We start from the raw sequence: 26176 nt of genomic DNA on the forward strand, positions 1-26176 counted from the left end.
GCTGACGACGACGGGAGGCTCGCCCATGACGACCCAGGGCGCGGAGCCGGGGCACGCCTACCTGACCACCGCCGAGGTGGCCGACTACCTGCGCCTCAAGCCGCGCAAGGTCTACGACCTGGTGCGCCAGGGCCAGATTCCCTGCACCCGAGCCACCGGCAAGCTGCTGTTTCCCCGCCAGAGCATCGATCTGTGGCTGATGAACCACCTGGAGGGGGACGTGCCCGGCACCCGGCCGGTGCCGACGGTGCTCGCCGGCAGCCAGGACCCGCTGCTGGAGTGGGCGGTGCGCGAGAGCGGGGCGGGACTGGCGACCCTGTGCCACGGCAGCGGCGACGGCGTGACACGGCTGCTCGCCGGGGAGGCCATGGTGGCGGGGCTGCACCTCGTCGACCCGGCCTCGGGACGCTACAACCGCCCCGAGGTCCTGGGGCTGGCCGGCATGCGTGACCTGGTGATGGTGCGCTGGGCGGTGCGCCGGCAGGGACTGATGCTCCCCCCGGACAATCCCCGAAGCATCCAGGGGCTCGCGGACCTGGCCCGACCCGGGGTGCGGGTGGGTCATCGCCAGTCCGGGGCCGGGGCGCAGCGGCTGCTGGCCTGGCTGCTGGCGCGGGCGGGCCTGGCGGCCTCGGATCTCGCCTTCACGGCGCATCCGTCGCTAGGCGAGGATGACCTGGCGCTGGCCATCCGCCAGGGCGAGGCCGATGCCGGCCTGGGCGTGGAGGCCGCCGCCCGACGCCAGGGCCTGGCCTTCCTGCCCCTCCACGAGGAGGCCTTCGACCTGGCCCTGCGCCGGCGCAGCTACTTCGAGCCGCCGCTCCAGCGGCTGCTGGCCTTCGCCCGGGAGCCGCGCTTCCTCGAGCAGGCCGCGGCCATGGGCGGCTACGAGGTGGGAGAACTGGGGCGGATCACCTATAACGCCTGACGGCGGCATCGCCGCTCAACGGCGAGACGCCGGCACCGCCTCGCCGAGGCGCAGGGGCTGGCGGCGGCGGCCCCAGCGGCCGGGCGGGCCGGCGAAGACGCCGGCGCAGGCGGTGCCGCAGTGGCGGCAGTGGCCGTCGTCGGTCAGGTGCCAGGCCGAGAGGGCGAACCAGTCGCGTTCGATCAGCAACTCGCCGCAGCCATGGCAGTAGGTGCTGCCGCCGTCGGGATCGTGGACGTTGCCGGTGAAGGCGTAGCGCGCGCCGTTGGCCTTGGCGATCTCCCGCGCCCGGCTCAGGGTGGCGGGCGGGGTGGGGGGCGTGTCGCGCATCTTCCAGTCGGGGTGGAAGGCGCTGAAGTGCAGCGGGACGTCGGGGCCCAACTCGTCCACCACCCAGCGGCTCAGCGCCTCGATCTCGCGTGAGGCGTCGTTGTGCCCCGGGATCAGCAGGGTGGTGATTTCCAGCCAGACGTCGGTCTCGTGGCGCAGGTAGAGCAGGGTGTCGAGCACCGGGCTCAGGCCGGCGCCGCAGATCCGGCGGTAGAACCCCTCGGTGAACGCCTTGAGGTCGACGTTGGCGGCGTCCATGCGGGCGAAGAACTCCCGGCGCGGGGCGTCGCAGACATAGCCCGCGGTGACCGCCACGGAGCGCACGCCGCGCTCGCGGCAGGCCTCGGCCACGTCCCTGGCGTACTCCAGGAAGATCACCGGGTCGTTGTAGGTGTAGGCGACGCTGTGGGCGCCTTGGGACGCGGCGGCCTCGGCCAGGGTCTCGGGGCTGGCGGCGTCGGCCAGGGTGTCCATCTCCCGTGACTTGCTGGTTTCCCAGTTCTGGCAGAACTTGCACGCCAGGTTGCAGCCGGCGGTGCCGAAGGAGAGCACCGCGGTGCCGGGCAGGAAGTGGTTGAGCGGCTTCTTCTCGATGGGATCCAGGCAGAAGCCGCTGGAGCGCCCGTAGCTGGTGAGCACCACCTCATCGTCCTGGCGGGCGCGCACGAAGCAGAGCCCGCGCTGCCCCTCGCGCAGCCTGCAGGCCCGCGGGCAGACGTCGCACTGCAACCGGCCGTCGTCCAGCCGGTGCCAGTGGCGGGTGGGGTGAAGGTGGCGGCCGAGATCGCGGGTCATGTCGGAGTCCTCGATCCCTTGAGACTGCCCGCGACCGACGTCGTTCCGGTGACACGTCGCCGGCGGGGCCCGCCTGGCCTCGGATCTGGCTGGTAGTCACGCCACGGGGCGAAGAGGAAAAAAGAGGCGCCGGGCGAGCCGGCGCACGGGGCTAGGCAAAGAGCCCGGGGCTCGGGCGTCTGGCGCGGCGATCCGCGGCCAGCCACCGGGCCAGGTGGGCGCTGAGCTCCCGGGCGTCGTCATCGGCGCCGTGCAGGAAGCTCGACTTGCGCCGCCGCAGGAAGGGCAGCCCGAGGACGTAGACCCCGGGGGCGTCCACCACCCCGCCGCGGTGGCGCAGCCGTCCCTTGCGGTCGAAGACCGGCAGGTGCAGCCAGCGATAGTCGGGGCGGTAGCCGGTGGCCCAGACGACGCTGCCGATCTCGCCACGGGCGAGGTCCAGCCCCAGACAGGGCCTCTCCGGCACCGGCGTGGGGGCGAAGCGCTCGGGGGCCGGCAGGGCATCGTCCAGTCCCGCCGCCCTCGCCCAGGCGTCGAAGGTCTCAAGCAGGCGGTCGAGCTTGAGGTCCGCCGCGGCGCAGTGGTTGTGCAGCGACCCCGAGAACTGCAGGCGCGTCCCGTTCAGGCCGGCCAGGCGGCCGACCAGGCGGACGCCCCGGGCGGCCAGGTCTCCCAGCGACAGGCTGCGGTGGTCGGGGCTGCCCACCAGCTGGGGCGAGGGCAGGCGCCGGGCACGCTCCGGGTCCTCCACCTCGTCGAGGCGCTGGTCGAGCAGGCCTGCTCCCTCCATCCACCACTGGACGTCACGGCCCCGGTAGCGACGGGGCATGCGCACATGGTCGCCCACCGCCAGGGTCACCGCTCGCCCGCTGCGCTGGATCTCCTCGGCCAGCTGGACGCCGCTCGCCGAAGCGCCCACCACCAGCACACCGCCTTCCGGCAGGGCCTCGGGACGCCGGTAGTCGTGCAGGGTCAGGCTGGCGATGCCCGACGGCAGCGCCGTGGCCAGGGCCGGCACCCGCGGCAGGTTGCAGGCGCCGCTCGCCAGCACCACCGCCCGGCAATGCCACTCGTCCCGGTCGGTGAGCACCCGGTAGCCGGTGTCCCCGGGGCGCACCGAGTGCACCCGGGTATGGGGATGGACCGGCGCGGAGAACCGCCGGGCGTAGTCGTCGAGGAAGCCGATCAGCTCGGGCATGGTCATGAACCCGTCCGGGTCGGGGCCCGCGTAGCCTTGCCCGGGTAGCCGGCATTGCCAGTTGGGCGTGAGCAGGCGCAGCGAGTCCCACCGCTCCTTTCGCCAGGAGTTGGCCACCTCGCCGCGCTCCAGGATGACATGGTCGATGCCGCGTGCCGCCAGGTGGTGGGACATGGCCAGCCCGGCATGGCCCGCGCCGATGACCACGGCGGTCACGGCGCGGGCGCGGCGGCTCGGTGCCCGGCTCATGCCAGCCTCACCGAGACCTGGGTGGGATTGGTGAGCAGGTCGAACACCGCGGAGCGCTTCTGGGACTGGGCCACCAGGGCGGCGATCTCCTCCCGACTCGCCTCGGCGTCGATGTCGAAGGTCACGCGCACGTCGTCGAAACCGTTGCGCACCTCGCTGTCCATGCCCAGGATGCCCTGGATGTCCATGCTGCCCTCCACGCTGGCCTTCACCGAATGCAGCTGGATGCCGCGATGCTGGGCCACGGCGGCGATGCCCGCGGTCAGACAGCCTGCCAGTCCGACCAGCACGTACTCCACCGGGGTGGGGCCCTGGTCCTCGGAGGCGAAGACCTCCGGATGGTCGCTATCGAAGGTGAAGCGTCGGCGATGGCGCTGCGGCTCGCCGAGGCCGTGGAAGCCCTCGATGGTGTGGCGGCTATGGGTGCCCCGGATCCAGTCACAGCTCGCCCGCCAGTTGAAGCGGGCGGCCTCCGGGGCCTGGCTCAGGGCCTCGCGGGCGTCCAGCAGGGCGGTGACATTGACGCCGTTGTCGATGGGGCGGATCGCGGTGTGCATGAGGTCTCTCCTCGCGTTGTCGTCATGGTCGAGGCCGGTGTCGTCCGGCTCGGAGACCAGCTTGAGAGGAAGACGTGGGATCCAGCGTGGGAAAGGGCGTGGTTTCTCACGGCGTGGGCGTGGAAGCCGGCGGGAGCACCCACCGGAAGGCCCAGGCGGCCTCCAGCGGCATGCCGGCCTGGCGCTGGGCGACGCGCACCGACTCGGCGTCCGGCGCTCGGTAGAGGCACAGCATGCGGCACCGGTCGAGGGAGAAGAAGGTGCGCAGGAAGCGCACCCGGTGGTTCTGCAGGCAGGCCGAGCCGGCGTCCTCGATGGCCTGGACGTCGGCCAGGTTCACCGGCTCGGCGAAGGCACGCTCCACCAGGACGTTGCCGGCATCCGCGGCGGCGTCCGGCGTGGGCGCCTCGTGCACCGTGCCGGCCCAGAGCCGCGCGACGTCGGTCCCGGCCTGGCGCAGGCCCATTCTCGCCCCCTCGGCATCCGGGGCCCGGAAGTGGCAGACCAGCCGCCGGCCGTCCCGGGCCAGCAGGCTGCCCTGCCAGGCGATCCGGTGGCGGTCGAGGCAGGCCCGGGCGGCCAGCGTCGCCTCGCTGACCCGGTCCGGCGCCTGGGGACTGGCGAAGCGGCGTTCCAGGAAGACGTCGATCATGGCGATGCGGCCTCGTCGCCGGCGTCTGCCTGCCCGGCCGGCTGGGCATCGCTGCGCGGAGCGGTCTCCCAGACCATCAGCAGTTGTGCCGCCTGCCCGCGGGCCCAGCCGGACAGCGGGACATCCCGGAAGGCCTCGGCGGCGCGCACATGGGCGAGGGCGGCCGGGGGGGCGCCCAGGACCTGCCGTGACCTGGCCAGGACCGCATGGGCCAGCAATTGTTCCCCGGCCCGCTCCAGCGCCTCGGCATCGGCGAGCGCCTCCTCGGCGGCGTGAAGGGCCTCGGCCGCGCGTCCCCGGGCCAGGTGAAGCAGCGCCGCCCGGTTCAGGATCCAGGCCAGGCGAAACTTGGCATCGGCGCCGCGCAGGGCCGGCAGGGCCGCCTCCAGGGCCGTGGCATCGTCGTCCAGGGCCAGTCGGCATAGCCCCAGGGCGGCATGGGCGAAGGGCGCCTCGCTGCCGCCGGCCAGTCGTTCGCCCAGGGTGACCAGTCCCTCGGCATGCCGGCAGGCGGTCGGATAGCGTTGCCCCTCCATCGCCATCATCATCAGGGTCTCGATGGCCTGGAACTCCCCGAGGCGATCGCCGGCGGCCTTGCACAGGGTGCGCGCCTCCAGCAAGGCCGCTTCCGCCTCGGCGACGCGCTCGTCGTGCCAGGCCAGCAGGCCCCGGGCCAGGGACAGGGCGGGGTGAGCGACGCCCTGCCGGCCGGCACGCCGCTCGGCGCTCCCCAGCAGGCTCCGGGCTTCGTCCAGGTCGCGTTCGAGCATGGCCAGGCACCGTGCCGCCTCGGCCATGGCGATGATCTGTTCGGGATCCTCGGCGCTGCGGGTCACCCGCTCCGACTGCAGCGCCTCCTCCCTGGCGTGCCGCCACTGGCCATGGGCCCAGCGCAGGTGGCTGGCCAGGTGGTAGCCGCGCCGGGCATGGGCGAGGGCGCCGTGCTCCAGGGCCTGCTCGGCGAGCATCACCAGTTCCTCGGCGGCGGCCTCCCAGTCCTCCGGTGGGGCGGCACCGAGCATGACCGCGCGCAGGTCCAGCAGCAGGCAGATACGGCGCAGGCCGGACAACTCCTCGGCCAGGGCCAGGCCGCGCCGGGCCAGGCGCATCGCTTCCTCATGGGCGAAGAAGCGCAGGCAGAGCCGGCCGGCGGTGACCAGGGCGTCGGCGGCGAGCGCCGGGTCGCCGCTGCGCTGGGCATGGTGGGCGAGCTCGGTCGCCGCGTCGAGGTCGCCGATCGGCGAGGCGACCAGTCGGTGGGCGATGCTGCGATGCATGATCTGACGCCTGGCCGGGGAGATCGTCTCGTAGAGCCGTGCGGCCAAGTCGTCGTCGGCGAAGCAGAGGCCGCGCTCGCTGGTCGTCAGCCAGCCCAGGCGTTCGGCGTTCTCCAGGGCGAGGCCGATCCGCGGGAGGTCCAGGCCGCTGTAGCGTGCCAGGGTGCCGCCGTCCAGGCAGGGGCCGAGCAGCGAGGCCCATTGCATGAGTTCCCGGGTGTCGGGATCGAGCGAGGGCAGCGTCTCGAGGGAAGCCGTCCCGCCATCCGGGGAGGGCGGCGTTTCCCCGGGCACGGTGCGGGGCCGGCGAGCCGCAGGCAGCGCGCCCGTGACGTCCAGGCCCGCCTCCCTCAGCAGGCGCATGCCGAGCCGGAACTGCTGTTCGGCCTCCCGCGGCCGGTGCAGGGCCTGGAGCAGCCGCACCAGCCGGGCCCGGGCCGCTTCGTCGAAGGGCGCGAGCCGGACCAGGGCCTGGGCATGGGGCAGGGCGCGTTCCGGATCGTCGTCGAGCCGCTCCACCAGGGCGTGGAGCAGCCGCGACTGGGCGCGCATCGCGGCCTCCCGTTCGGCCAGGCACCAGCCGTGGAAGTCATGCAGGTTGGGCAGCTCGAGCCCTTCCAGGAAGGCGCCGCGATAGCGGGCGGCGGTGGCCTCCAGGGTCGCGAGGTCGGCGTCGGCCAGCTTCCTGTCCACGAGCCGGTGCAGCCGGACCACGTCCACGTCCAGGTCCTCGAGGTCGAGTCCGACCGCGAGCCGGTCGGCCTTGAGTCGCTTCCTGTCCGGGGTGTCCACCAGGCGGCGCAGCTTGGAGAGGCTCCAGCGCAGGGAGCCGCGGGGATCGTCGGGCAGTTCCCAGAGCAGCTCGCAGAGGTGGTCGCGGCTGACCGGACGGGGATGCAAAGCGAGATAGGCGAGCAGCGCGCGGGTCTTGCGCGAGGGGGGCAGTGCGACCTGGCGGTCGCCGTGAAGGATCTCGAGATCGCCCAGCAGGTTCAGGGTCAGGGAGTTCATGGCAGGTCCGGGCGGCCAGCCCATGCCGGTGGCGACACCTTCAGTATAGGCGCGCCGGGGCCTCCTTGGCGCCTCCGCGGGGCCGCCAGGCGGCCAAAAACCACGCTGGCTCCCACGCTCGCTTCCTCGCCCTGGAACCAGGCTTCGAATGTCCCCCCAACGTTCCCCGAGGAGGTCCCCATGGCACGCCATGACAGCATTCTCGACACCATCGGCCGTACCCCCACGGTACGCCTTGCCCGGCTGGCCCCGGCCGGGGTGAACGTCCACGTCAAGCTGGAGGCCTTCAATCCCATGGGCTCGGTGAAGGATCGCATGGCGCTGGCGGTGATCGAGCAGGCCGAGCGCAGCGGGGCGCTGCGCCCCGGCCAGACGGTCATCGAGGCCACCAGCGGCAATACCGGCATCGGCCTGGCCATGGTGTGCGCCCGCAAGGGCTATCCGCTGGTGGTGACCATGGCCGAGAACTTCAGCCTGGAACGCCGTCGGCTGCTGCGCTTTTTGGGGGCGCGGGTGGTGCTGACCCCGGCGTCGGAGAAGGGCAGCGGCATGCTGGCCAAGGCCGTCGAGCTGGCCGAGGCCCACGGCTACTTCCTGTGCCGCCAGTTCGAGAACGCGGCCAACCCCGAGGTGCACAGCCGGACCACGGCCCGGGAGATCCTCGAGGACTTCGAGGGCATGGCGCTGCATGCCTGGGTGACCGGCTTCGGCACCGGCGGCACCCTCAAGGGGGTGGCCGGCACGCTCAAGGCGGCCGATCCCGCCACCAGGGTGGTGGTGGCCGAGCCGGACAATGCCCCGCTGCTCGGCAGCGGCGAGGCACAGCCCGCGGGGGCGAGCCACCCGCGCTTCCGGCCGCACCTGATGCAGGGCTGGAGCCCGGACTTCGTTTCCCCGCTCACCCAGCAGGCCGTGGCGGCCGGGCTGGTGGACGAGGTGGTGCCGGTGGCCGGGGAGGAGGCGCTGCGCCTGGCCCGGGAGCTGGCACGCCAGGAAGGCATCTTCGCCGGGATCTCCGGCGGCGCGACCCTTGCCGCCGCGCTGGACGTGGCCAGGCGGGCGCCGACGGGCAGCCATGTCGTCTGCATGCTCCCGGACACCGGCGAGCGCTACCAGTCCACGCCGCTGTTCGACGGCATCGGCGAGGAGATGAACGACGAGGAACTGGCCCTGTCGCGCTCCACGCCCGGCTATCGCTTCGACCGTCCGGCCCCGATGGCGGCGAAGGCCCCCGCCGAGGCGGCGAACGACACCGAGGCCGAGCGCTTCGTCGATGCCTGCCTGGCCGAGGCCCCGGTGGTGATGTTCGGCCTGGCCTGGTGCGAGTTCTGCTGGTCGGCGCGCAAGCTGTTCACTCGCCTGGGCATCGATTACCGCAGCGTCGACCTCGACGGGGCGGCCTGCCAGGCCGACGACCTGGGGGTGCGGTTGCGTCCGGTGCTGGCCCGGCGCACCGGCGCCCCCACCCTGCCGCAGATCTTCATCGGCGGGGAGCCCCTGGGGGGCTGCGGCGAGCTGTTCGAGGCCTGGCGCGACGGTTCGCTGGGCGCACGGCTCGATGCCTGTGGCGTGGCCTACGACGGCGAGGCGGAGATCGTGCCCGAGTCGTTGCTGCCCGGGTGGCTCCACACCAGGGCCAACATGCTGGAGAACTCCTTGCCAATCACCCAGTCATGATCGGCGCCGGGGGCAAGGTGAAGCGAGGGTCTTTTGCCATGGGCGAGGCGGAAGAAGAAGAACATCCGGTGGATGCTCTTCCCGCCGAGCGGGTTGGCCACGGATGGCCAACCCAGGCCCTGCAAACGACGCAGGATGCTTTAGCGCCGCAGGGCAAAAGTAGCGCCCAAGGAAGGGTTCACAGCGCCCTCGCGAAGTCTTGCCGCCGGTCAAGCCGAACCCATCTGCCGGTGGAGGATCACTCATGAGCTATATCGCGACGATCGATCCCGAACGGGCCGACGGCGAGGTGCTGGCGATGTACCGGCGTCAGCAGGCGCACTTCGGCTACCTGCCCAACTATGCCCGGGCGTTCAGCCATCGCCCGGACGTGATGGCCGCCTGGGCGAGCCTGCAGGCGACCATCCGCCGCCACGTGGCGCCCCGGCGCTTCGAGCTGGTGACCCTGGCCGCCGCCCGGGCCCTGGGCAACACCTATTGCGCCCTGGCCCACGCCCGGGCCCTGGGCGAGCTGATGGACCCGGACGCCTGGCGCGAGGCGGTGACGGGGGAGGGCGAGGCGCTCGGCGAGGCGGAGCGGGCCATGATGGCCTTCGCCGGCAAGGTGGCCTGCCGGGCCCAGGCGGTGACGGCCGAGGACATCGACGAGCTGCGCGGTCACGGCCTGGCCGACGACGAGATCTTCGACCTCGTCGCCGTGGTGGCGGCCCGGGCCTTCTTCACCCGGATCCTGGATGGCGTGGGCGCCGAGGCGGACGCCGCCTATCGCGAGCTGCCCGCCGAGCTGGTCGAGGCGCTGACCGTGGGGCGCCCCATCGCCCCCACGGCGGCCACGGGGCTTTCGGCGGCCGGGCCGGCAGCCTCAGAGGGCTGACTGCTGATTGGGCGGCACGATGCCCAGGCGCTTCATGCGCCGATAGATGGTCGGGCGCGACAGCCCCAGTTCCCGGGCCACGGCGCTGATGTTCCAGCGGTGGCGGCGCAGGGCCTCCTCGAGCGGGTCCTCGCGGCCGGCCGGCCCCGCCCGGCCCCCGTCGATGCCCTCAGGAGAGTGCGCCGCGGGGTGGGCCAGGTGCCCGCTGATGCACTCCTCGGGCAGGTCGCCGACCACCACCTCGTCGTCCTCGCAGGTGGCCAGGGCGTAGCGCAGGGCGTTGTGCAGCTCGCGGATGTTGCCCGGCCAGGGATAGGCGAGCAGGGCGCTCATGGCGTCGCCGCGCAGCCGGACTCGCCGATCGCCGCGCTCGGCCTGGAGCTCCTCGAACAGCCGGCGGATCAGGTAGCCCTGGTCGGCCCGCTCGCGCAGCGGGGGCAGGCGCAGGCTGGCGCCGTTCAAGCGATAGAAGAGGTCCTCGCGGAAGCGGCCCAGGTCGATCAGCCCGCGCAGGTCGCGGTGGGTGGCGGCCACCACCCGCAGGTCGACCTTGAGGGGGCGGCTGGCGCCGATGGGCAGGACCTCCTGCTCGGCCAGCACCCGCAGCAGCCGGGTCTGCAGCTGCAGGGGCATGTCGCCGATCTCGTCGAGGAAGAGGGTGCCGCCGTCGGCCTGGGCGATCAGCCCCTTCATGCCCTTGCTGCGGGCGCCCGTGAAGCTGCCGGGCTCGTAGCCGAACAGCTCGCTCTCGATCAGCGATTCCGGCATGGCGGCGCAGTTGATGGCCACGAAGGGCTTGTCGCGGCGCCGGCTGGAATCGTGCAGGGCCCGGGCCATGCGCTCCTTGCCGGTGCCGGTCTCGCCGATCACCAGGATGTTGATGGGCTCGTTGCGCAGCCGGGCGGCCCGGGTCAGGGTGTCGCGCATCGCCGGGTCGTCGTCGGCCAGGGCCTCCAGCGGCGCCAGGCTGGCGTCCCGGCGGGGTGCCCGGCCGGCCGGGGCGCGGCGGCGCTGGGGCTCGATCAGGGTGGCGAAGTGCAGTTCGTGGTGACGGTGAGTGCGGAAGGCCCGCACCCGGTCGTCGCCGTAGTGCCGGCCGTCGAGGACTTCGCCGATCTCGGCGTCGAGCAGGTCCTGGACGTTCCAGTCCCGGAAGGGCCGGGCCTCGCCGGGCCCGGGCAGGGGCAGGTCGTGGTGGCGCAGCAACTTGCGCCCGGCGGTGTTGGCGGCCACCAGGGTGCCGTCCTCCTCGAGGGCGAGCAGGTAGCGTCGGTTGATCTGCACGAACTCCCGGGAACGATCCAGGCAGAGGATGTGGCGGCCGCCATAGCGCTGCAGGAAGTAGGCGTCCTCGATCATCCGCGCATAGTGCTTCACCACCTGCAGGGCGAAGGTCTGGGAGGCCTTGGACTCGGGGGACCGATAGGCCGAGATGTCGAGCACCGCCAGCAGCTGGCCGTCCGGGTCGAAGACCGGTGCCGCGGTACAGGTCAGGCGGATGTGGTGGGCGCTGAAGTGGTCGCTGTGATGGCAGGTCAGCGGCACGCGCTCCTGGATGCAGGTGCCTACCGCGCAGGTGCCGGCGTGCTCCTCGCTCCAGTCGGCCCCCAGGAAGAGGCCGGTGCGCTGGTGCTCGCGCTGGGCCTGGCGGTCGCCGAGGAACTGCACGGCGATCCCGCGGGCATCGGTGAGCAGCACCACGTAGTCCAGGGGCTGGACCTGGCGATGGAGCTGCTCCACCCCGGCCCGGGCCACCTGGATGAGGGCGTCGGCCTGGTCCTGGTGCTCGCGCAGGGTGCGATCGGGGACATAACGGGGCGGGCTGGGAGCGGCCGGGTCGAGCCCGAAGCGATCGATGCAGCGGCGCCAGGAGCGCTGGATCACCGCGTCCTCATCCCCCGAGGGCGCATCCAGCGAGCGCAGGATGGTCTGGACGTGCTGTCGCTGTGTCTGTGCGGTGCTCATGGTCATGGCCTTTGGTCGGCGCGTCTGGGTCTTGTCGTTGTCCTGCTCTCAAGGTACGGGGCCCGCCCGGGCCCGGTGATTCGACCTTCGTCGCCCTCGTTACAGCTGTAACGCTGCCTGTAAACGCGCTTGTCACGTCCAGTGTAATCCCCCGCGTTCCACCCGCCGCCTTTCCGCCCTGTCTCTCGCCTTCTGCGAGAAGGCTATCCCATTAAAAACAGCTGGTTATCCCGTTTTTGGTGAGTTCTGGCACGGAAGCTGCCTTGTCAGGGTGCGCGGCCTAGTGCCGCCCCGGCCACCGGGACGCGCCTCGCGCGCTTTCCAGGAACAACAAGAGGAGCCATGCCATGATCCCTTCCCCCAAGGCGACGACGCTCAGCCGGCGTCGCTTCCTCACCCTCTCCGGGCAGGGCGCCCTGCTCGCCGGCGGCCTGGCGCTGGGCGCCGGCAGCCTCTGGCCGAGCTGGGCCCTGGCCGACCCGGATCTCGCCGCCGGCCTGCTGCGCCTGGGCCGCGACATCTACCCCCACGAGGCCATCGCCGATCGCTTCTACCTCGAGCCGCTGCGCCCGCTGCTGGACAGCGACCGGACGCTGATCGCCGACGGCCTGGCCGATCTCGACCGCCGTGCCGAGGCGGCCCACGGCATGCGCTACGGCGAGATTCCCCGGGAGGCCGACCGGGTGGCGCTGCTGCGCGAGATCGAGGACGGCGACTTCTTCCAGAGGGTCCGCAACACCCTGGTGGTCGGGCTCTACGACAACCCCGAACTGTGGGAGCCGCATTTCGGCTACGAGGGCGCCTCCTGGCAGCAGGGCGGTTACCTGCATCGTGGCTTCAACGACCTGGTGATCGACTGGCTGTGAGCCATCCCTCACGCCATGACGCGACAACAACAACCGAATCGAGAGGAGAGACGCCATGACGACCCGCTTCGACCACGACGACGACGGCGTGGTGGTGATCATCGGCTCCGGGGCCGGCGGCGGCACCCTGGCCCATGCCCTGGCCCGCAAGGGCATCAAGAGCGTGGTGCTGGAGGCCGGCAAGCGCTACCAGATGAACGACATCGAGAACGACGAGTGGGAGATGTTCAAGAAGATCTCCTGGCTCGACGAGCGCATCACCGCCGGGCCCCGACAGCTCACCGAGACCTTCCCCAACCTGCCGGCCTGGATCGTCAAGGGCGTGGGCGGCAGCACCATCCACTGGGCCGGCGTCTCGCTGCGCTTCCAGCCCCACGAGTTCCGCCTGCACAGCGAGGTCGGCGACATTCCCGGCGCCAACCTGCTGGACTGGCCGATCTCCTATGAGGAACTCGAGCCCTACTACGTGCGCGCCGAGCGCCACATGGGGGTGACCGGCGAGTCCACCGGCATGCCCTATCACCAGTGGAACAACAACTTCAAGGTGCTGGCCGCCGGCGCCGAACGGGTGGGCTACACCCAGCTGCGCGCCGGCCCCATGGCCATCAACACCCAGGAGTACGACGACCGCGGGCGCTGCATGCACGCCGGTTTCTGCATGCAGGGCTGCCGCTTCGGCGCCAAGTGGTCGACCATGTACACCGACATACCCCGCGCCGAGGCCACCGGCCTGTGCGAGGTGCGCCCGCGCGCGATGGCGCTGAGGATCGAGCACGACGCCGACGGCCGGGCCACCGGGGTGGTCTATGCCGACGGCGACGGCAACCGGCACCGCCAGCGGGCCCGGGCGGTGTGCGTGGCCGGCAACTCCATCGAGTCGCCGCGCCTGCTGCTCAACTCCCATTCGTCGCTGTTCCCCGAGGGCCTGGCGAACTCGTCCGGCCAGGTGGGGCGCAACTACATGACCCACGCCACCAGCTGCATCTTCGGCGTGATGCCCAAGCCCGTGCACATGCACCGCGGCACCACCTTCGCCGGGATCATCTCCGACGAGGCGCGTCTCGATCGTTCCCGGGGCTTCGTCGGCGGCTACACCCTGGAGGTGATGTCGCTGGGGGTGCCCTTCTTCGCCAAGTTCATGGATCCCACCCACGCCGGCTGGGGGCGCGACATCACCACCGCCCTGGACAAGTACGACCATCTCTCCGGGGTGTGGATCTGCGGCGAGGACCTCCCGGTGGAGCGCAACGGCATCACGCTGCACGACACCCGTCGCGACCAGCACGGCCTGCCGGTGCCCATCGTCTACAAGGGCGACCACCCCAACGACGAGAAGCTGCGCCGCCACGGCGAACAGCAGGCCCGGCGCTGCTACGAGGCCGCCGGCGCCGAGCGCATCTTCCACGTCCCGGACTTCCCCACCAGCCACAACGTGGGCACCAACCGCATGAGCGCGCGCCCCGCCGATGGCGTGGTCAACCGCTTCGGCCAGACCCACGACATCGACAACCTCTTCGTCTCCGACGGCAGCCAGTTCACCTCGAGCGGCGCCGAGAACCCGACCCTGACCATCGTCGCCCTGGCGCTGCGCCAGGCCGACCACATCGCCGAGCGCATGCAGCGCCGCGAACTCTGAGCGGAGGATTCCCCATGCAACCGACCCGCGAACAACGGCTGTGGATGTATCGCCAGATGGTGACCAGCCGCCATCTCGAGGAGCGCATCGAGACGCTCTACATGGAGGGCAAGACCCCGGTGTTCAACATGGCCAAGGGGCCCATCCCCGGCGAGATGCACCTCTCCAACGGCCAGGAGCCCTGCGCGGCGGGCGTGTGTGCCCACCTCACGGCCGACGATGTCGTCACTGCCACCCACCGGCCGCACCACATCGCCGTGGCCAAGGGCGTGGACCTGGACGCCATGGTCGCCGAGATCTTCGGCAAGGCCACCGGCCTGGCCGGGGGCCGGGGCGGGCACATGCACCTCTTCGACGAGCGGGTGAACTTCTCCTGCTCGGGGATCATCGGCGAGGGCCTGGGCCCGGCGGTGGGCGCGGCCCTGTCCCGGAAGATGCAAGGAAAGCCGGGCGTCGCCGTGGCCTTCCTGGGGGAGGGCGCCGCCAACCAGGGCGCCTTCCACGAGGCCCTGAACCTGGCCGCCGTCTGGCAACTGCCGGTGGTCTTCGTCATCGAGGACAACGCCTGGGGCATCTCGGTGGCCAAGCAGGCCTCCACCGCCGTGCCGCGCAACGACCGGCGGGCCGCCGCCTACGGCATGCCCGGCCATCACGTGGCCGACAACGACGTGGAGGGCGTGTTCGCCGCCGCCGGCGAGGCCATCGCCCGAGCCCGGGAGGGCCAGGGGCCGAGCCTGATCGAGATCGAGACCGCCCGGCTGGCCGGCCACTTCATGGGCGACGGCGAGGACTATCGCCCCGAGGGCGAGAAGGACGGGCTCAAGGCTCGGGACCCGATCCCTCGCTACCGCGCCGCACTGCTCGAGGCCGGCCTGCTCGACGAGGCCGGCGATGCGTCGCTCGTTGCCGAGGCCCGGGAGCGCGTCGAGGCCGCCATCCGCTTCGCCCAGGACAGCGAGTTCCTGCCCCCGGAGGCGGCGCTGGACACCGTCTTCGTCTGATCGGGCACCGGATCGACAACAACAACCAGGAGCAATGCCATGAACACGATGCAAGCGGCGGTCTGGCACGGCCGCCAGGACGTGCGCCTCGAGACGGTGCCGCGTCCCGCGGCCCCGGCGGCGGGCTGGGTCCAGGTGCGGGTCCACTGGTGCGGGATCTGCGGCTCCGACCTCCACGAGTACCTGGCCGGGCCGGTGTTCATCCCGGTCGACGCGCCGCATCCGCTCACCGGCGCCCAGGGCCGGTGCATCCTCGGCCACGAGTTCTGCGGCGAGATCGTCGCGGTGGGCGAGGGCGTGGAAGGGCTGGCGCCCGGCCAGCGGGTGGCCGCCGATGCCTGCCAGCACTGCGGCGAGTGCGCCGACTGCCGGGAGGGCCGCTACAACCTCTGCGAGCGGCTGGCCTTCACCGGGCTGATGAACGACGGCGCCTTCGCCGAGTTCGTCAACGTGCCCGCCAACATCGTCTATGCGCTGCCCGAGGGGTTCCCCACCGAGGCCGGGGCGCTGATCGAGCCGCTGGCGGTGGGCATGCATGCCGTGCGCAAGGCAGGTCGAGTGGCGGGGCGCAGCGTGGTGGTGGTCGGGGCCGGGACCATCGGCCTGTGCACCCTGATGTGCGCCCGGGCCGAGGGCGCGGCGCGGATCATCGTCCTGGAGATGTCCGCCGCCCGGAAGGCCAAGGCCCGAGAGGTGGGCGCCGACGTGGTGCTCGACCCCAGCGAGTGTGATGCCATCGCCGAGATCCAGGCGCTCACCGGGGGACGGGGCGCCGAGCTGGCCTTCGAGTGCATCGGCCACAAGGACACCGCCAAGCTCGCCATCGATACCGTCCGCAAGGCCGGGCGGGTGGTGATGGTGGGCATCTTCGAGGAGCCCAGCGCCTACAACTTCTTCGAGCTGGTGGCCAGCGAGAAGGAGGTGGTCGGCTCGCTGGCCTACAGCGGCGAGTTCGCCGACGTCATCCGCCTGATCGACCAGGGCGTGCTGGACATCGAGCCGCTGATCACCGGGCGCATCACCCTGCCCGAGATCATCGACAAGGGCTTCGAGGAACTGGTCCACCGCAAGGACCAGAACGTCAAGATCATCGTGCAGCCCGCCGCCTGAGGCGGGCCGCCACGCCACCATCGAGGTGAAGACATGACTACCACGACTGCGACACGCAAGCTCACCATCGCCCGGGCCATGGCCGAGGCCACCGCCCAGGAGATGCGCGCCGACCCCAGCGTCTTCGTGATGGGCGAGGACGTGGGCCCCCTGGGCGGGGTGTTCGGCAACACCCGCGGGCTCCATGACGAGTTCGGTCCCGAACGCGTCCGCGACACGCCGATCTCGGAGACCGCCTTTATCGGCGCCGCCGTGGGCGCGGCCTCCGACGGCATGCGCCCCGTCGTCGAGCTGATGTTCGTCGACTTCTTCGGCGTGTGCATGGATGCCATCTACAACCTGATGGCCAAGAACACCTACTTCTCCGGTGGCCGGGTCAAGGTGCCCATGGTGCTGATGACCTCCACCGGCGGCGGCTACTCCGATGCCGGCCAGCATTCCCAGTGTCTCTACGGGACCTTCGCCCACCTGCCCGGCATGAAGGTGGTGGTGCCGAGCAACGCCTATGACGCCAAGGGGCTGATGACCGCGGCGATCCGCGACGACAACCCCGTGGTGTTCATGTACCACAAGGCGCTGCAGGGCATGGGCTGGCTGGGCACCGAGAAGGGCGCCACCGTGCCGGTGCCCGAGGAGGCCTACACCGTCGAGATCGGCAAGGCCGCCGTGGTCCGCGAGGGCCGCGACCTGACCCTGGTCAGCCTGGGGGCCGGCGTGCATCACTGCCTGCGGGCGGCCGGGGCGCTGGAGGACGAGGGCTTCGACGTCGAGGTGGTCGACCTGCGAAGCCTCGTGCCGCTGGACCGCGAGACGGTGCGCGCCTCGGTGGCCAAGACCGGCCGGCTGATCGTGGTCGACGAGGACTACCACAGCTTCGGCGTCAGCGGCGAGATCATCGCCAGCGTGGTCGAGCACGACCATCGCCTCAAGTCCGCCCCGGCCCGGGTGGCCTACCCGGACATCCCGATTCCCTTCGCGCCGACGATGGAGCAGTGGGCCCTGCCCGATGCCGACAAGATCGTCGCCGCTTTCCATCAGATGCTGCTCAACGACTGAACGAGGAGACCCCCTATGCAGACCGCGATTACCGTTCCCGAGGACCTCTGGGAAGGCGACGGCGAGGGCGTGATCACCGCCTGGCTGGTGAACGACGGCGCCGAGGTGGCCCAGGGGGACCTGGTGGCCGAGGTGATGGTCGAGAAGGCCCAGTACGAGATCGAGGCGCCCGTCTCCGGCGTGCTCGCCATCGCCAAGCAGGAAGACGAGGTGGTCGCCAAGGGCACCGCCATCGCCAGCCTGGAAGCCTGAGGAGGTCGTCATGACGACACCGACCCAAGCCGCCGCCCCCGAGGGGGCGGCCGGCCGGCCGCGCGAGATCCCGCTGCGCGGGATGCGCGGCATGATCGCCGCCAGGATGCGCGAGAGCCTGCAATCCAGCGCCCAGCTCACCCACCATGCCGACGCCGAGCTCGGCGCGGTGACGGCCCTGCGCCGGCACTGCAGCGCGCGGGGCCTGCCGTCCCCCTCGGTGCAGGACGTCCTGCTGCGCCTGGTGGTGCAGACGCTGGTCGAATTCCCGGCGCTGAACGCCACCCTGGAGGACAACCGCATCACCCAGCATCCCGGGGTGCACCTGGGACTCGCCGTGCCGCTGCCCGACGACCTGCTGGTCGCGCCGGCGCTGTTCGACGCCCAGGACCTGGGCCTGGGGGCGCTGCCCGGGGCCCGCCGCGACCTCGTGGACAAGGCCCGTGCCGGCCGGCTCGGCGTGCGCGAGCTGACCGGGGCCACCTTCACGGTCTCCAACCTGGGGCGTTCCCGGGTGCACCACTTCACGCCCATCCTCAACGTGCCCCAGGTGGCCATCCTGGGCATCGGCGGCACCCAGTGGCGGGCCTTGCCGGACGAGGACGGCGGGATACGCCTGGCCGAGGTGATCGGCCTGTCGCTGACCTTCGATCATCGTGCGGTGAACGGGGCGCCGGCGGCGGCCTTTCTCGATAGACTGGGGGAGCGCATCGAGACGCTCGCGCCCGATGCCTTCGACCACGAACTGATCCGTTGATCCGGGGGACACCATGGCCGGCCCGCTCGATTTCTCCAGCATGACCCTGCAACGCCCCACCGTGGAGGAGGGGCTCGTCGCCGAGGAAGCCCTGCTCGATATGGTCTGCCAGGGCGAAGTCGAGATCGGCTGGCTGGCCTGGTCGCCCCGGGACCGGGGCCTGGTGATGCCGCGTCGCCACGAGCGCCTGGCGGGGTTTCCCGACGCCCGCGACCGACTGGTGGAGCGGGGCTGGCCGATCCGCTTCCGCTCCACCGGCGGCACCCCGGTGCCGCAGAGCGAGGCGGTGGTCAACCTGGCGCTGGCCGTGCGCTGCCGGGTGGGCAGTTCGGCGGCGCACCTGGAGTGGGGCTATCACCGCCTGGGCGATCCCTGGTGCGACTGGCTCGAGGTCCTGGGCGTGGCGGATGCCGACCTGGGGCCGGTACCCGGGGCCTACTGCGACGGGCGCTTCAACGTGCGCATCGGCGGGCGCAAGCTGGTCGGCACGGCCCAGCGCTGGCGCCGGGTGCGGGGCTGCCGCGACATGGCGCTGCTGGTCCACGGCGCCATGCAGGTCGGCGACACCCCCGAGGCGCTGGTCGAAGTGGTCAACGCCTTCCAGGCCGCCATCGACGACCCCCAGCGCTTCCAGGGCGCGAGCCATGTGGCCCTGACCCAGGCGCTACCCGAGCTGGACCTCGACACCGCCATCCCCGACCTGCTGGCGCGCCTGGTGGAGGCCCGACCGGCACCTGCGTGAGGTGAAGGTGGCGGGCCCAGAGCCGACACTCTCCCGCCCGGTCATCCTGGCGTCCCCGGCTCGGCCATCGAGTCCGCCTCGGCGGCCGCCGCGGCCGGGCTATAGTGAGGGTAAGCGTCGGGAAACGGGATACCCCGGCAAGCGATGTCTCCGTCGCGGGAACGACCCGGATGGCCGCTTCCGGACGACTGGCATACCCGGCGCCAGGCCGGGACAGGTGAGGGATGTGGATCCGAAGATCCGTCAGGCATGGCGAAAGCACCTGCGTGGTTCGCTCGTCGGCCCCGACGACGAAGGCTATGACGACGCGCGCCGGGTCTTCAACGGCATGATCGACAAGCGGCCCGAGGCGATCGTGCGTTGCCGGGGCGTGGCGGACGTCATGGCGGCCGTTCGTTTCGCCCGCGAGGCGGACCTGCCGGTGGCGATCCGCGGCGGTGGCCACGGCGTCACGGGTAGCGCCGTGGCCGAGGGTAGCCTGGTGGTCGACCTGTCGGCCATGCAGGGGGTACGCGTCGACCTGGCCAGAGGGACCGCCCGGGCGGAGGGAGGAGCCACCTAGGGGAGCTTCGACCACGAGACCCAGGCCTTCGGGCTGGCGACCACCGGGGGGATCGTGCCCTCGACCGGTATCGCGGGACTCACCCTGGGCGGCGGGATCGGCTATCTCAATAGGAAGTACGGCCTCGCCTGCGACAACCTGCTGTCGGCCGATGTGGTCACCGCGGAAGGGAAGCTCGTGACCGCCAGCGCCGACGAGCGCCCCGACCTGTTCTGGGGGCTGCGCGGCGGGGGCGGCAACTTCGGTGTCGTGACGTCCTTCGAGTATCGGCTGCATCCCGTGGGACCGGTGCTCGGCGGCGAGCTCGTCTTTCCCCTGGACCGTGCCAAGGATGTACTGCGTGTCTACCGGGACTGGTCCCGCGCGGCTCCCGATGAGTTGAGGGCGGATGCCACCCTGCTCTCGGGACCCGAGGGTCCCGCCCTGGACGTCATCGTGTGTCATTGCGGGGATCTCGAAGAGGGCGAGAGGCTGGTTCGGCCCTTGCGCGCGATCGGTCCCCCCTTGCTCGATACCGTCGCCCCCGTTCCCTACGCGGTGGTGCAGAACCTGCTCACCGAGGTGTTCCGGCCCGGGCTGCGGCACTACTGGAAGGCGGGCTTCATGCGCGACTTCAGCGATGCGGCCATCGAGGCGATGGTCGACGCCTTCGCCGGTGACCTGCCATCCCCCTTCGCCGCGATCGCCATCGAGCACCTGGGCGGCGCGGTCGGCCGCGTGGGGAGCCAGGACACCGCCTTCGTCCACCGGCACGCCCAGCACAGCGTACTGGTCATCCACATGTGGCAGGACGACGAGGATTCCGGCGCCAACATCGAGTGGGGGCGCCGGTGCTTCCGGGCCGTGGCTCCCTTCCTGGAAGAGGGAGCCTACGTCAACTACCTGGGGGACGAGGGCGAGGCCAAGGTCAGGGCCGCCTTCGGCGCCAACTATCAACGGCTCGCGGCGCTGAAACGCCGCTATGATCCCACCAACCTGTTCCGCTTCAACCAGAACATCCCGGCGGCGCCGGGCTAGTCCCCCGCGTCAGTCCAGTGCCGCGTGGCTGGTCGTGGTGCCGGCGTCACCGCTCAGGCGGGAAGCTTCGTGTAATAGGTGATGACCTCTGATCTCACGCCGCCGGGGCCAACCTTGATCAAGCCGCCGCCCTGGATGTCGGTCCCCGGCACGGCCCACCAGCACCACGCCGTGAGCCCGTCCTCGGCTTCCTGGGTCACGACCTCCGAGAGTTCCATGAAGGGGTCTGAAAGCTGGCCGCCACGAAGCGAGCGAACGGTCTCCTTCAGTTCCGACAGATAACGGGAAAGCTCGTCCCGGGATATGACGCCGGCATTGGGGTCATCGAACCTGTAGTCTTCGGTGACGGCACCCAGGATGGTGTCGGCATCCCCCTTCGTCCAGCCCTCGGCATAGGCGCCAAGGTGATCGGCTGCATTCATTGCCATTCTCCTGTATCTCAGCCAGCGGCTTTCGTCCCGCTGCCCGAAGGCTGGCTCGTCGTGTCGTCGCGCTCCCGAGACGACGCACTAACCGCTTGCGGCTCTTCGCTCGCACCGGGAACCTGTTCTTCCGCCTGGGGGAGGAAGACGATGGATGTGTATCGAGAAGATCCACCGATGGCGGACATGCCGAAAGGTTCATCGCTCAGGCTGGATTCAGATTAGTACAGGTCGAGTCGGACCGGCGGCGGCCAATGGCCCCGTCGTCCTCAACTCGCAGGACCTGCGAGGCGAGATCGGTACGGTCCTGGGTGGAGGGCGACCGGGCTCGACGCCCTGCCGTGATCGCTTCTCTCGGGCATCCCCGTCCACGGTGTACGCCGAGCCTGCTAGAACTAAGGGACGACCCCGTGATGCCGACAGGCGCAGGGCAGATGCCCTCCTGTGGCCTCGCGGTTCCCATTCCCCCTGGGTGCCTGCGCACCCCTGACGGGAGGCCGGTATGAGCACATCCCCTAAATCCCAACCGGCCAGCGAGTACGTCGAGTTCTGGAACGATACCCTGGCCGAGAAGTTCAACCGCTACCAGCACATCCTGATGAATGGCCTCAGCTACCACAGCCGGGTGATCCTCGAGGACCTGGAGATCGAACCGGGTGCCCGGATCCTGGACGTGGGCTGCGGCTGGGGCGACACGGCCATCCAGCTGGCCCGGATGGCGGGGCCCCGGGGCGAGGTCCTGGGCATCGACTGCGTCGAGTCCTTCCTGGAGGACGCCCGCCGCCGCGCCGAGCAGGCCGGCGTCGACAACGTGCGCTTCGTGGCCGCCGACGTGGAGCGCTATCCGTTCCGGTCGGAGTTCGATCTCTGCTTCTCGCGGTTCGGCATGATGTTCTTCGAGCATCCCGTCGCGGCCATGCGCAACATCCACAAGGCGCTGCGCCCCGGCGGTGAGCTGATCTTCATCGTCTGGCGCGACATCGAGGCCAATCCCTGGCTGGGGCTGCCCAAGCGGGTGGTGCTCGACTTCCTGCCGCCCCCCGGGGAGGGCGCCCGAACCTGCGGCCCGGGCCCCTTCTCCATGGCCGACCCCGAGGTGGTGCGCCAGCAGCTGGAGATCGCCGGCTTCGAGGACATCGGCTTCGATCGCGAGGATGGTCCGGTGGAGGTAGGCGACTCGGTGGAGGAGGCGATGCGCTTCCAGCTCGCCCTGGGCCCGGCGGGGGAGGTATTCCGCGAGGCCGGCGAGGAGGCCGAGCGGCAACGCCCCGAGATCGAGGCGGCCCTGCGCGAGGCGCTGGCGCCCTTCGAGAAGGAGGGCAAGGTCGTCATGGGCTCGAGCTCCTGGACCGTCTGGGCCCGCAAGCCGCTGGACGAGGCGCCGTGACGCGTAGGCGCGTCCCGGCCGGGGCGGCCGTCTTATATTCGATAAAATAGAATATATTGGTCGAAATCGGTCTCTTTTGTTCGTCTGGGCCGTTAGTTAGAGTGCTAACAAGCCTGAAGCAACGGCCCCAACCGACGACACTCACAGGAGGCTGATCATGAACACCAAGCTGACCCTTTCCGCCCTGCTCCTCGCCGCCCTGCCGCTGGTGGCCCACGACGACAACGCCACCGAGCGTGCCCTGCAGCTGAACCAGGAGCCGCTGTCCACCCTGAGCCAGGGCGGCGCGACCGCGACGAGCGGCCCGGGAGCCGCCGAGATCGGCGGCGACAGCGAGACGATGCGCCAGGCTCGCGAGGCCCTGCAGGCTCGCGGCGGCGAGACGCGCTTCGCGGACTCCGGGGATGACCTGCGTCTCGGTCGCGAGGCCACGTCCTGAGGCCGAGGCGCCATGCCTGACGATCCGCAACGTCCTCGCCCCGCCCCCGTGCGGGGCGAGGCGCGTCTGGCTGTGGAAACCCGACAGGCTGCTAGAGGATCTCCCGGGTCGTCTCCACCACCCGCCCATCCACGGTGCGCTGCACCCTGTCCTCGATCTCGCTGCACAGCGACTCGACCTCCGGCACCGTCTGCCCCGCCACCACGAAGGTCCATTCGCTGGCTTCCCGATTGTTGCGTTCGGCGCTCTCGCATACCGCCACCGCCGGGTTGCGCCCGTAGCGCTGGTGCATGCCGTGCATGCGCTGGCGCTTCTCCTTGAGGGAGGCGCAGCCGGGCAGGGCGATCCGCAGGGTGAGAATGCCGATGTTCATGGTCGCACTAGCCCCGCTTGGTGCCGATCCCGATGTTCACCCGGCCGGTCAGCACCGCGGAGGCGTCGCGGCCGGCCCGTTCCCGGAGCCGGGCGTCCAGCTCCTCGAGGACCCGGGCCTGTTGCTGTTGCGAGAGGTCGGCGACCAGCTGGCCGGGAATGGGGTTGCTGCTCATCAGCCAGTCCCACAGCGCCTGGCCCGTCGCGAACCCCAGCCTCTCGGTGACCCGTTCCACGCGAACGTCCCGCAGGCCGGCGGTGATCAGCCGGTGACGCAGCTTGTTGGGGCGGGCGAGCTGGAACGGCAGCGGCGGCGGATCCCGGGGAAGATCGGGAAACGCGGGCACGGCCGCCTGGATGGCGTCCATCATGAAACGGATGACGTCCACTTCCTCGGGCAGGCCGAGGGTGATCACGACCACCGTGCCACCCGGCCGGGTGACGCGCACCATCTCGGCCAGGCCGGCGATCGGGTCGGGGAAGAGCATGACGCCGTACTGCGACCCGGTCATGTCGAAGGTGTCGTCGTCCAGCTGGAGGGCACAACCGTTCATGACCCGGGCCGTGAGATTCTCGTACCCTTCCTGTCGGGCCCTGGCCTTGAGCCGCTCGACCATGGCGGGGGAGACGTCGATGGCGGTGACGCGGGCACCCAGCCGGGCCGCCGGCAGGCTCAGGGCGCCGGTGCCGCAGGCCACGTCGAGAAACGACATGCCGGGGGCGAGGCCGGCGCGACGCAGGGCCTCGTGCCCCAGCCACAGGTGCGTGGGCGTGACGATCCGATCATAGCCCGCCGCGAGGCTGCTCCAGGCATCGCGGATCGGGTCGAGGTCGAGAATGGGCATGGCGATTCCCCTGAGCGTCGGACGAGGTGCCGCCCACCACCAGGCTGCTCAATGGCTCGTCACCTTCATTGTAGAGCGCGAACCTCGATTGCCTGACATGGAACGATGAACGAGGACGCGACCGGCTCCGGGAGGGTCCGGCGGCCTGTCCTCGACGCCCCGTGCCGGGGAAGGGGGCGCCGGGAGTCCATCAGGGGCTCGCCGACGAGGGGCCGGAAGGCGGGTCGGGAGCATCGGCGTCCAGCGCCATGCGCACCATGGCAACGGAGCCGGCGTCGCTGCGCCGAACCCGCTCCACCCGGAAGCCGAGCCGTTCGTACAGCCGGCGGGCGCCGGTGTTGTCGGCATGGACCTCCAGCCAGAGCCTTCGGAACCCCAGGGTGTCGAAGCACAGGCGGATGACCGCCTCGACGGCGCGGCGGCCGATGCCATGCCCCTTGCGGGTGACCACGATCCGGCGCAGCAGCATTTCGCGTTCCTGGCTGGCCAGGCCCTGAAGGATCACGTACCCCACGGGCTCGGCCCGGTCGTCCTCGATGATCAGGTGAGAGCAGTCCTCGCGGTCGATGCAGGCCAGGTGGTCGGTCCGCGACCAGGCCTCGATGTGGCGGCGGTTTTCCGGCGCCGATTCGGCGCGGCACACGAAGGCGATGTCGCCGGGCAGGGTGGGGCGCAGGCGCAGGTCTGCCGCCTCGAGCCCCTCGCGGCCTGTGTCCTCCCCTCGACGCGGCAGCTGGTTTGCTGCGGCGTCATGGCCTCCCGGGCGGCCGAAGGGGCGAGGGCGAACCCGGAACCAGCTCAGGACCACCAGGCCGCCGAACAGCGTGTAGAGGAGGAGGAAGACCCAGGCCGGGGCCTCGTAGAACAGCAGCCGGTGCAGCCAGTAGGCGATGAAGGAGCCCGCATACACGACGTCTCCGGCCTTCTCCCGCAGCGCCATCTCCCAGGCGGTGAGGGGGCAGAGGGCGCCCAGCCAGGCCTGCAGCACCACGACCCCGATCGCCAGCAGGTGGGCGAGGCGGAACCAGGGGTTGCGCACCCAGTGCCAGGCGCGCCACTTGCCGATCAGCGTCAGCGCCAGGCCCAGGATCACGAACAGCACGAAGGCCGCATGGATCACCAGGATGGCGTCCGCCGCCAGGGAGTAGAGCAGGCGAGGATCCATGGTGTCACGCCTCTCCGGGGGCGATGTGCTCAGAGGTGTCGCCGGCGGTGGCCCGGTAGGATCAGCGCCCGCGCATGACCCGCACCACATCGGCCAGGGTGGCCAGGGCGATCTCCGCCGGCGTCTTGCTGCCCAGGTCCAGGCCGATCGGCATGCGGATGCGTCCCAGCGCCTGCTCGTCCAGGCCGCCGGTGCGCCGCAGCCGCTCGGCGCGCTTCTCCGAGGTGCGCTTCGACCCCATGACGCCGATGTAGAAGGCCTCGCCGCGGACGGCCTCGAGCATGGTCAGGTCGTCCAGGCGCGGGTCATGGGTCAGCGCGACCACCGCCGTCGCGCGATGGGCGCCCTCGCGGCGCAGGAACTCGCTCGGCAGCTCCCGGAGGCAGCGGGCATCGCCGGCCTCGAAGCCGTCCCAGGCCTCGGGGCGGGGATCGCAGACCACCACCTCGAAGCCCAGTGCCCGGGCGAACTGCACGCAGTACTGGGCGACCGGCGAGATCCCGGCGATCAGGAGTCGGGCGGCGGGACCCACGCGGATACGCACCGTCTCTTCGTCGCGTTCCACCCGGGGGCCCGTGGCCTCGGCCGCGGCCCAGCGGCTGCGGCCGTCGCCAAGGGCCAGGCGACGCGCTCGCGGCTGGCCGACCCGCAAGGCCTCGGCATAGGCGTCGAGCTCCCTGGCCACCTCGAGATGGGTGGCATCGGCCGGCCAGTGTTCGATCAGCACCTCGAGCCGCCCGTCGCAGGGCAGGCGCACCCGCTCGCCGCCCAGCGCATCGGCGCCGTCGCCGTAGACGGCGATCTGGGCGGGTGCCCGGAAGGCCCCGCCGTCGAGCCGCGCCAGGAAGTCTTCCTCCACGCAGCCGCCGGACAGCGAGCCGACGTGCCGGCCGTCGGCCCGGGCGACCAGCAGGGCCCCGGGCTCGCGGGGCGCCGAGCCGAAGGTCGACAGCACCGTGCACCACCAGAGGTCGTGGCCGGCGGCGTGCCAGCGCCGCGCGGCCTCGACCACTTCCACATCCAGGGCGCGCACG

Annotated in this window: 25 protein-coding genes and 1 pseudogene; 15 read left to right on the forward strand and 11 right to left on the reverse strand. The window is 71.3% G+C overall.

The features are described from left to right. The first annotated feature begins 25 nt into the window (after positions 1-25). Complete coding sequence (locus tag BEI_RS07105) at positions 26-928, forward strand: helix-turn-helix transcriptional regulator (RefSeq protein WP_097788860.1); 903 nt, start codon at positions 26-28, stop codon at positions 926-928. Positions 929-943: 15 nt separating this feature from the next. Here the strand turns inward: BEI_RS07105 and amrS are convergent, their stop codons facing one another. From amrS to BEI_RS07130, 5 genes are all read right to left on the reverse strand, one after another. Next, entirely contained in the window at positions 944-2053 is a 1110-nt protein-coding gene (gene amrS / locus BEI_RS07110; protein WP_097788861.1) for an AmmeMemoRadiSam system radical SAM enzyme, read from the reverse strand. Positions 2054-2204: 151 nt separating this feature from the next. Continuing rightward, the gene (locus BEI_RS07115) at positions 2205-3500 is read right to left on the reverse strand and encodes an NAD(P)-binding domain-containing protein (protein WP_097788862.1); all 1296 of its coding nucleotides are present in this window, start codon (positions 3498-3500) and stop codon (positions 2205-2207) included. Continuing rightward, positions 3497-4057 carry an OsmC family protein gene (locus BEI_RS07120; protein ID WP_193765173.1) on the reverse strand — a complete coding sequence of 187 codons (561 nt, stop codon included), beginning with the start codon at positions 4055-4057 and terminating at the stop codon, positions 3497-3499. The genes BEI_RS07115 and BEI_RS07120 overlap by 4 nt, the downstream gene beginning before the upstream one ends. 106 nt (positions 4058-4163) lie before the next feature. Next, positions 4164-4709 (reverse strand): DUF4242 domain-containing protein, encoded by a 546-nt coding sequence (locus BEI_RS18940; protein WP_153045770.1) that lies wholly within the window; start codon positions 4707-4709, stop codon positions 4164-4166. Then, entirely contained in the window at positions 4706-6997 is a 2292-nt protein-coding gene (locus BEI_RS07130) for an ATP-binding protein (RefSeq protein ID WP_097788863.1), read from the reverse strand. Before BEI_RS07130 ends, BEI_RS18940 begins: the two co-directional genes overlap by 4 nt. A 180-nt stretch (positions 6998-7177) precedes the next feature. On the opposite strand from BEI_RS07130, the gene BEI_RS07135 reads away from it, so the two are divergent. Together BEI_RS07135 and BEI_RS07140 are read left to right on the forward strand one after the other, a co-directional pair. Then, positions 7178-8674 carry a pyridoxal-phosphate dependent enzyme gene (locus BEI_RS07135; RefSeq protein ID WP_097788864.1) on the forward strand — a complete coding sequence of 499 codons (1497 nt, stop codon included), beginning with the start codon at positions 7178-7180 and terminating at the stop codon, positions 8672-8674. A 244-nt stretch (positions 8675-8918) separates the two neighbouring features. Beyond that, on the forward strand, positions 8919-9548 hold the full coding sequence (locus tag BEI_RS07140) for a carboxymuconolactone decarboxylase family protein (protein ID WP_097788865.1): 630 nt from the start codon (positions 8919-8921) through the stop codon (positions 9546-9548). Here the strand turns inward: BEI_RS07140 and BEI_RS07145 are convergent. After that, the gene (locus tag BEI_RS07145) at positions 9537-11513 is read right to left on the reverse strand and encodes a sigma-54-dependent Fis family transcriptional regulator (protein WP_097791027.1); all 1977 of its coding nucleotides are present in this window, start codon (positions 11511-11513) and stop codon (positions 9537-9539) included. The two genes, BEI_RS07140 and BEI_RS07145, sit on opposite strands and share 12 nt — an antisense overlap. Positions 11514-11860: 347 nt before the next feature. Here BEI_RS07145 and BEI_RS07150 point away from each other — a divergent pair, with 347 nt between their 5' ends. The 10 genes and pseudogenes from BEI_RS07150 (at position 11861) to BEI_RS19250 (ending at position 20512) form a co-directional block, all read left to right on the forward strand. Further along, a complete protein-coding gene (locus BEI_RS07150; protein ID WP_097788866.1) occupies positions 11861-12379 on the forward strand; it encodes a twin-arginine translocation signal domain-containing protein in 519 nt (172 codons plus the stop codon). 55 nt (positions 12380-12434) lie between these two features. Beyond that, positions 12435-14015: a GMC family oxidoreductase gene (locus BEI_RS07155; protein WP_097788867.1), complete on the forward strand. Its 1581-nt coding sequence runs from the start codon at positions 12435-12437 to the stop codon at positions 14013-14015. Between the two features lie 14 nt (positions 14016-14029). Beyond that, positions 14030-15016: a thiamine pyrophosphate-dependent dehydrogenase E1 component subunit alpha gene (locus tag BEI_RS07160; RefSeq protein ID WP_097788868.1), complete on the forward strand. Its 987-nt coding sequence runs from the start codon at positions 14030-14032 to the stop codon at positions 15014-15016. Positions 15017-15055: 39 nt separating this feature from the next. Further along, the gene (locus BEI_RS07165; RefSeq protein ID WP_227644629.1) at positions 15056-16126 is read left to right on the forward strand and encodes a 2,3-butanediol dehydrogenase; all 1071 of its coding nucleotides are present in this window, start codon (positions 15056-15058) and stop codon (positions 16124-16126) included. A 33-nt stretch (positions 16127-16159) separates the two neighbouring features. Beyond that, entirely contained in the window at positions 16160-17182 is a 1023-nt protein-coding gene (locus BEI_RS07170; protein ID WP_097788869.1) for an alpha-ketoacid dehydrogenase subunit beta, read from the forward strand. Positions 17183-17197: 15 nt separating this feature from the next. After that, positions 17198-17434, forward strand: coding sequence for a lipoyl domain-containing protein (locus BEI_RS07175; protein ID WP_097788870.1), 237 nt, complete (start codon positions 17198-17200; stop codon positions 17432-17434). Between the two features lie 10 nt (positions 17435-17444). Further along, the gene (locus BEI_RS07180; RefSeq protein ID WP_097788871.1) at positions 17445-18191 is read left to right on the forward strand and encodes a 2-oxo acid dehydrogenase subunit E2; all 747 of its coding nucleotides are present in this window, start codon (positions 17445-17447) and stop codon (positions 18189-18191) included. A 13-nt stretch (positions 18192-18204) separates the two neighbouring features. Beyond that, positions 18205-18933 (forward strand): lipoyl protein ligase domain-containing protein, encoded by a 729-nt coding sequence (locus BEI_RS07185; RefSeq protein ID WP_097788872.1) that lies wholly within the window; start codon positions 18205-18207, stop codon positions 18931-18933. A 328-nt stretch (positions 18934-19261) separates the two neighbouring features. After that, positions 19262-19669 (forward strand): annotated as a pseudogene (locus tag BEI_RS19245) (FAD-binding oxidoreductase); the annotation flags it as partial. Between the two features lie 606 nt (positions 19670-20275). Next, on the forward strand, positions 20276-20512 hold the full coding sequence (locus BEI_RS19250; protein WP_227644677.1) for a BBE domain-containing protein: 237 nt from the start codon (positions 20276-20278) through the stop codon (positions 20510-20512). A gap of 53 nt (positions 20513-20565) precedes the next feature. Here BEI_RS19250 and BEI_RS07195 read toward each other — a convergent pair whose 3' ends face one another. Next, a complete protein-coding gene (locus BEI_RS07195; RefSeq protein WP_097788873.1) occupies positions 20566-20934 on the reverse strand; it encodes a nuclear transport factor 2 family protein in 369 nt (122 codons plus the stop codon). A 502-nt stretch (positions 20935-21436) separates the two neighbouring features. Between BEI_RS07195 and BEI_RS07200 the strand changes: the two genes are divergently transcribed. Together BEI_RS07200 and BEI_RS07205 are read left to right on the forward strand one after the other, a co-directional pair. Next, positions 21437-22321, forward strand: a complete 885-nt coding sequence (locus tag BEI_RS07200; protein WP_097788874.1) for a class I SAM-dependent methyltransferase — start codon at positions 21437-21439, stop codon at positions 22319-22321. Positions 22322-22478: 157 nt separating this feature from the next. Then, the gene (locus BEI_RS07205) at positions 22479-22760 is read left to right on the forward strand and encodes a hypothetical protein (protein ID WP_097788875.1); all 282 of its coding nucleotides are present in this window, start codon (positions 22479-22481) and stop codon (positions 22758-22760) included. A gap of 91 nt (positions 22761-22851) precedes the next feature. Here the strand turns inward: BEI_RS07205 and BEI_RS07210 are convergent, their stop codons facing one another. The 4 genes from BEI_RS07210 to BEI_RS07225 all read right to left on the reverse strand — a co-directional run bounded on the left by BEI_RS07210 (position 22852) and on the right by BEI_RS07225 (position 26175). After that, a complete protein-coding gene (locus BEI_RS07210; protein ID WP_097788876.1) occupies positions 22852-23133 on the reverse strand; it encodes a DUF503 domain-containing protein in 282 nt (93 codons plus the stop codon). A 7-nt stretch (positions 23134-23140) separates the two neighbouring features. Then, a complete protein-coding gene (locus tag BEI_RS07215; RefSeq protein ID WP_097788877.1) occupies positions 23141-23977 on the reverse strand; it encodes a class I SAM-dependent methyltransferase in 837 nt (278 codons plus the stop codon). A 190-nt stretch (positions 23978-24167) separates the two neighbouring features. Next, positions 24168-25142: a GNAT family N-acetyltransferase gene (locus BEI_RS19450; protein WP_097788878.1), complete on the reverse strand. Its 975-nt coding sequence runs from the start codon at positions 25140-25142 to the stop codon at positions 24168-24170. A gap of 61 nt (positions 25143-25203) precedes the next feature. Then, positions 25204-26175 (reverse strand): XdhC family protein, encoded by a 972-nt coding sequence (locus BEI_RS07225; protein ID WP_097788879.1) that lies wholly within the window; start codon positions 26173-26175, stop codon positions 25204-25206. Position 26176 lies beyond the last annotated feature (1 nt).

Origin of the sequence: Halomonas beimenensis (assembly GCF_002549795.1) — a bacterium.
In the GTDB taxonomy this organism is placed as follows: Bacteria; Pseudomonadota; Gammaproteobacteria; order Pseudomonadales; family Halomonadaceae; genus Halomonas; species Halomonas beimenensis.

Coding starts and splice junctions, on each gene's coding strand:
- BEI_RS07115 (WP_097788862.1), bottom strand. CDS start 3,500: ATGAGCCGGGCACCGAGCCGCCGCGCCCGCGCCGTGACCGCCGTGGTC.
- BEI_RS18940 (WP_153045770.1), bottom strand. CDS start 4,709: ATGATCGACGTCTTCCTGGAACGCCGCTTCGCCAGTCCCCAGGCGCCG.
- BEI_RS07200 (WP_097788874.1), top strand. CDS start 21,437: ATGAGCACATCCCCTAAATCCCAACCGGCCAGCGAGTACGTCGAGTTC.
- BEI_RS07135 (WP_097788864.1), top strand. CDS start 7,178: ATGGCACGCCATGACAGCATTCTCGACACCATCGGCCGTACCCCCACG.
- BEI_RS07195 (WP_097788873.1), bottom strand. CDS start 20,934: ATGAATGCAGCCGATCACCTTGGCGCCTATGCCGAGGGCTGGACGAAG.
- BEI_RS07120 (WP_193765173.1), bottom strand. CDS start 4,057: ATGCACACCGCGATCCGCCCCATCGACAACGGCGTCAATGTCACCGCC.
- BEI_RS07105 (WP_097788860.1), top strand. CDS start 26: ATGACGACCCAGGGCGCGGAGCCGGGGCACGCCTACCTGACCACCGCC.
- BEI_RS07160 (WP_097788868.1), top strand. CDS start 14,030: ATGCAACCGACCCGCGAACAACGGCTGTGGATGTATCGCCAGATGGTG.
- BEI_RS07205 (WP_097788875.1), top strand. CDS start 22,479: ATGAACACCAAGCTGACCCTTTCCGCCCTGCTCCTCGCCGCCCTGCCG.
- amrS (WP_097788861.1), bottom strand. CDS start 2,053: ATGACCCGCGATCTCGGCCGCCACCTTCACCCCACCCGCCACTGGCAC.
- BEI_RS07140 (WP_097788865.1), top strand. CDS start 8,919: ATGAGCTATATCGCGACGATCGATCCCGAACGGGCCGACGGCGAGGTG.
- BEI_RS07145 (WP_097791027.1), bottom strand. CDS start 11,513: ATGAGCACCGCACAGACACAGCGACAGCACGTCCAGACCATCCTGCGC.
- BEI_RS07155 (WP_097788867.1), top strand. CDS start 12,435: ATGACGACCCGCTTCGACCACGACGACGACGGCGTGGTGGTGATCATC.
- BEI_RS07150 (WP_097788866.1), top strand. CDS start 11,861: ATGATCCCTTCCCCCAAGGCGACGACGCTCAGCCGGCGTCGCTTCCTC.
- BEI_RS07165 (WP_227644629.1), top strand. CDS start 15,056: ATGAACACGATGCAAGCGGCGGTCTGGCACGGCCGCCAGGACGTGCGC.
- BEI_RS19450 (WP_097788878.1), bottom strand. CDS start 25,142: ATGGATCCTCGCCTGCTCTACTCCCTGGCGGCGGACGCCATCCTGGTG.
- BEI_RS19250 (WP_227644677.1), top strand. CDS start 20,276: ATGTGGCAGGACGACGAGGATTCCGGCGCCAACATCGAGTGGGGGCGC.
- BEI_RS07180 (WP_097788871.1), top strand. CDS start 17,445: ATGACGACACCGACCCAAGCCGCCGCCCCCGAGGGGGCGGCCGGCCGG.
- BEI_RS07185 (WP_097788872.1), top strand. CDS start 18,205: ATGGCCGGCCCGCTCGATTTCTCCAGCATGACCCTGCAACGCCCCACC.
- BEI_RS07130 (WP_097788863.1), bottom strand. CDS start 6,997: ATGAACTCCCTGACCCTGAACCTGCTGGGCGATCTCGAGATCCTTCAC.
- BEI_RS07210 (WP_097788876.1), bottom strand. CDS start 23,133: ATGAACATCGGCATTCTCACCCTGCGGATCGCCCTGCCCGGCTGCGCC.
- BEI_RS07215 (WP_097788877.1), bottom strand. CDS start 23,977: ATGCCCATTCTCGACCTCGACCCGATCCGCGATGCCTGGAGCAGCCTC.
- BEI_RS07170 (WP_097788869.1), top strand. CDS start 16,160: ATGACTACCACGACTGCGACACGCAAGCTCACCATCGCCCGGGCCATG.
- BEI_RS07175 (WP_097788870.1), top strand. CDS start 17,198: ATGCAGACCGCGATTACCGTTCCCGAGGACCTCTGGGAAGGCGACGGC.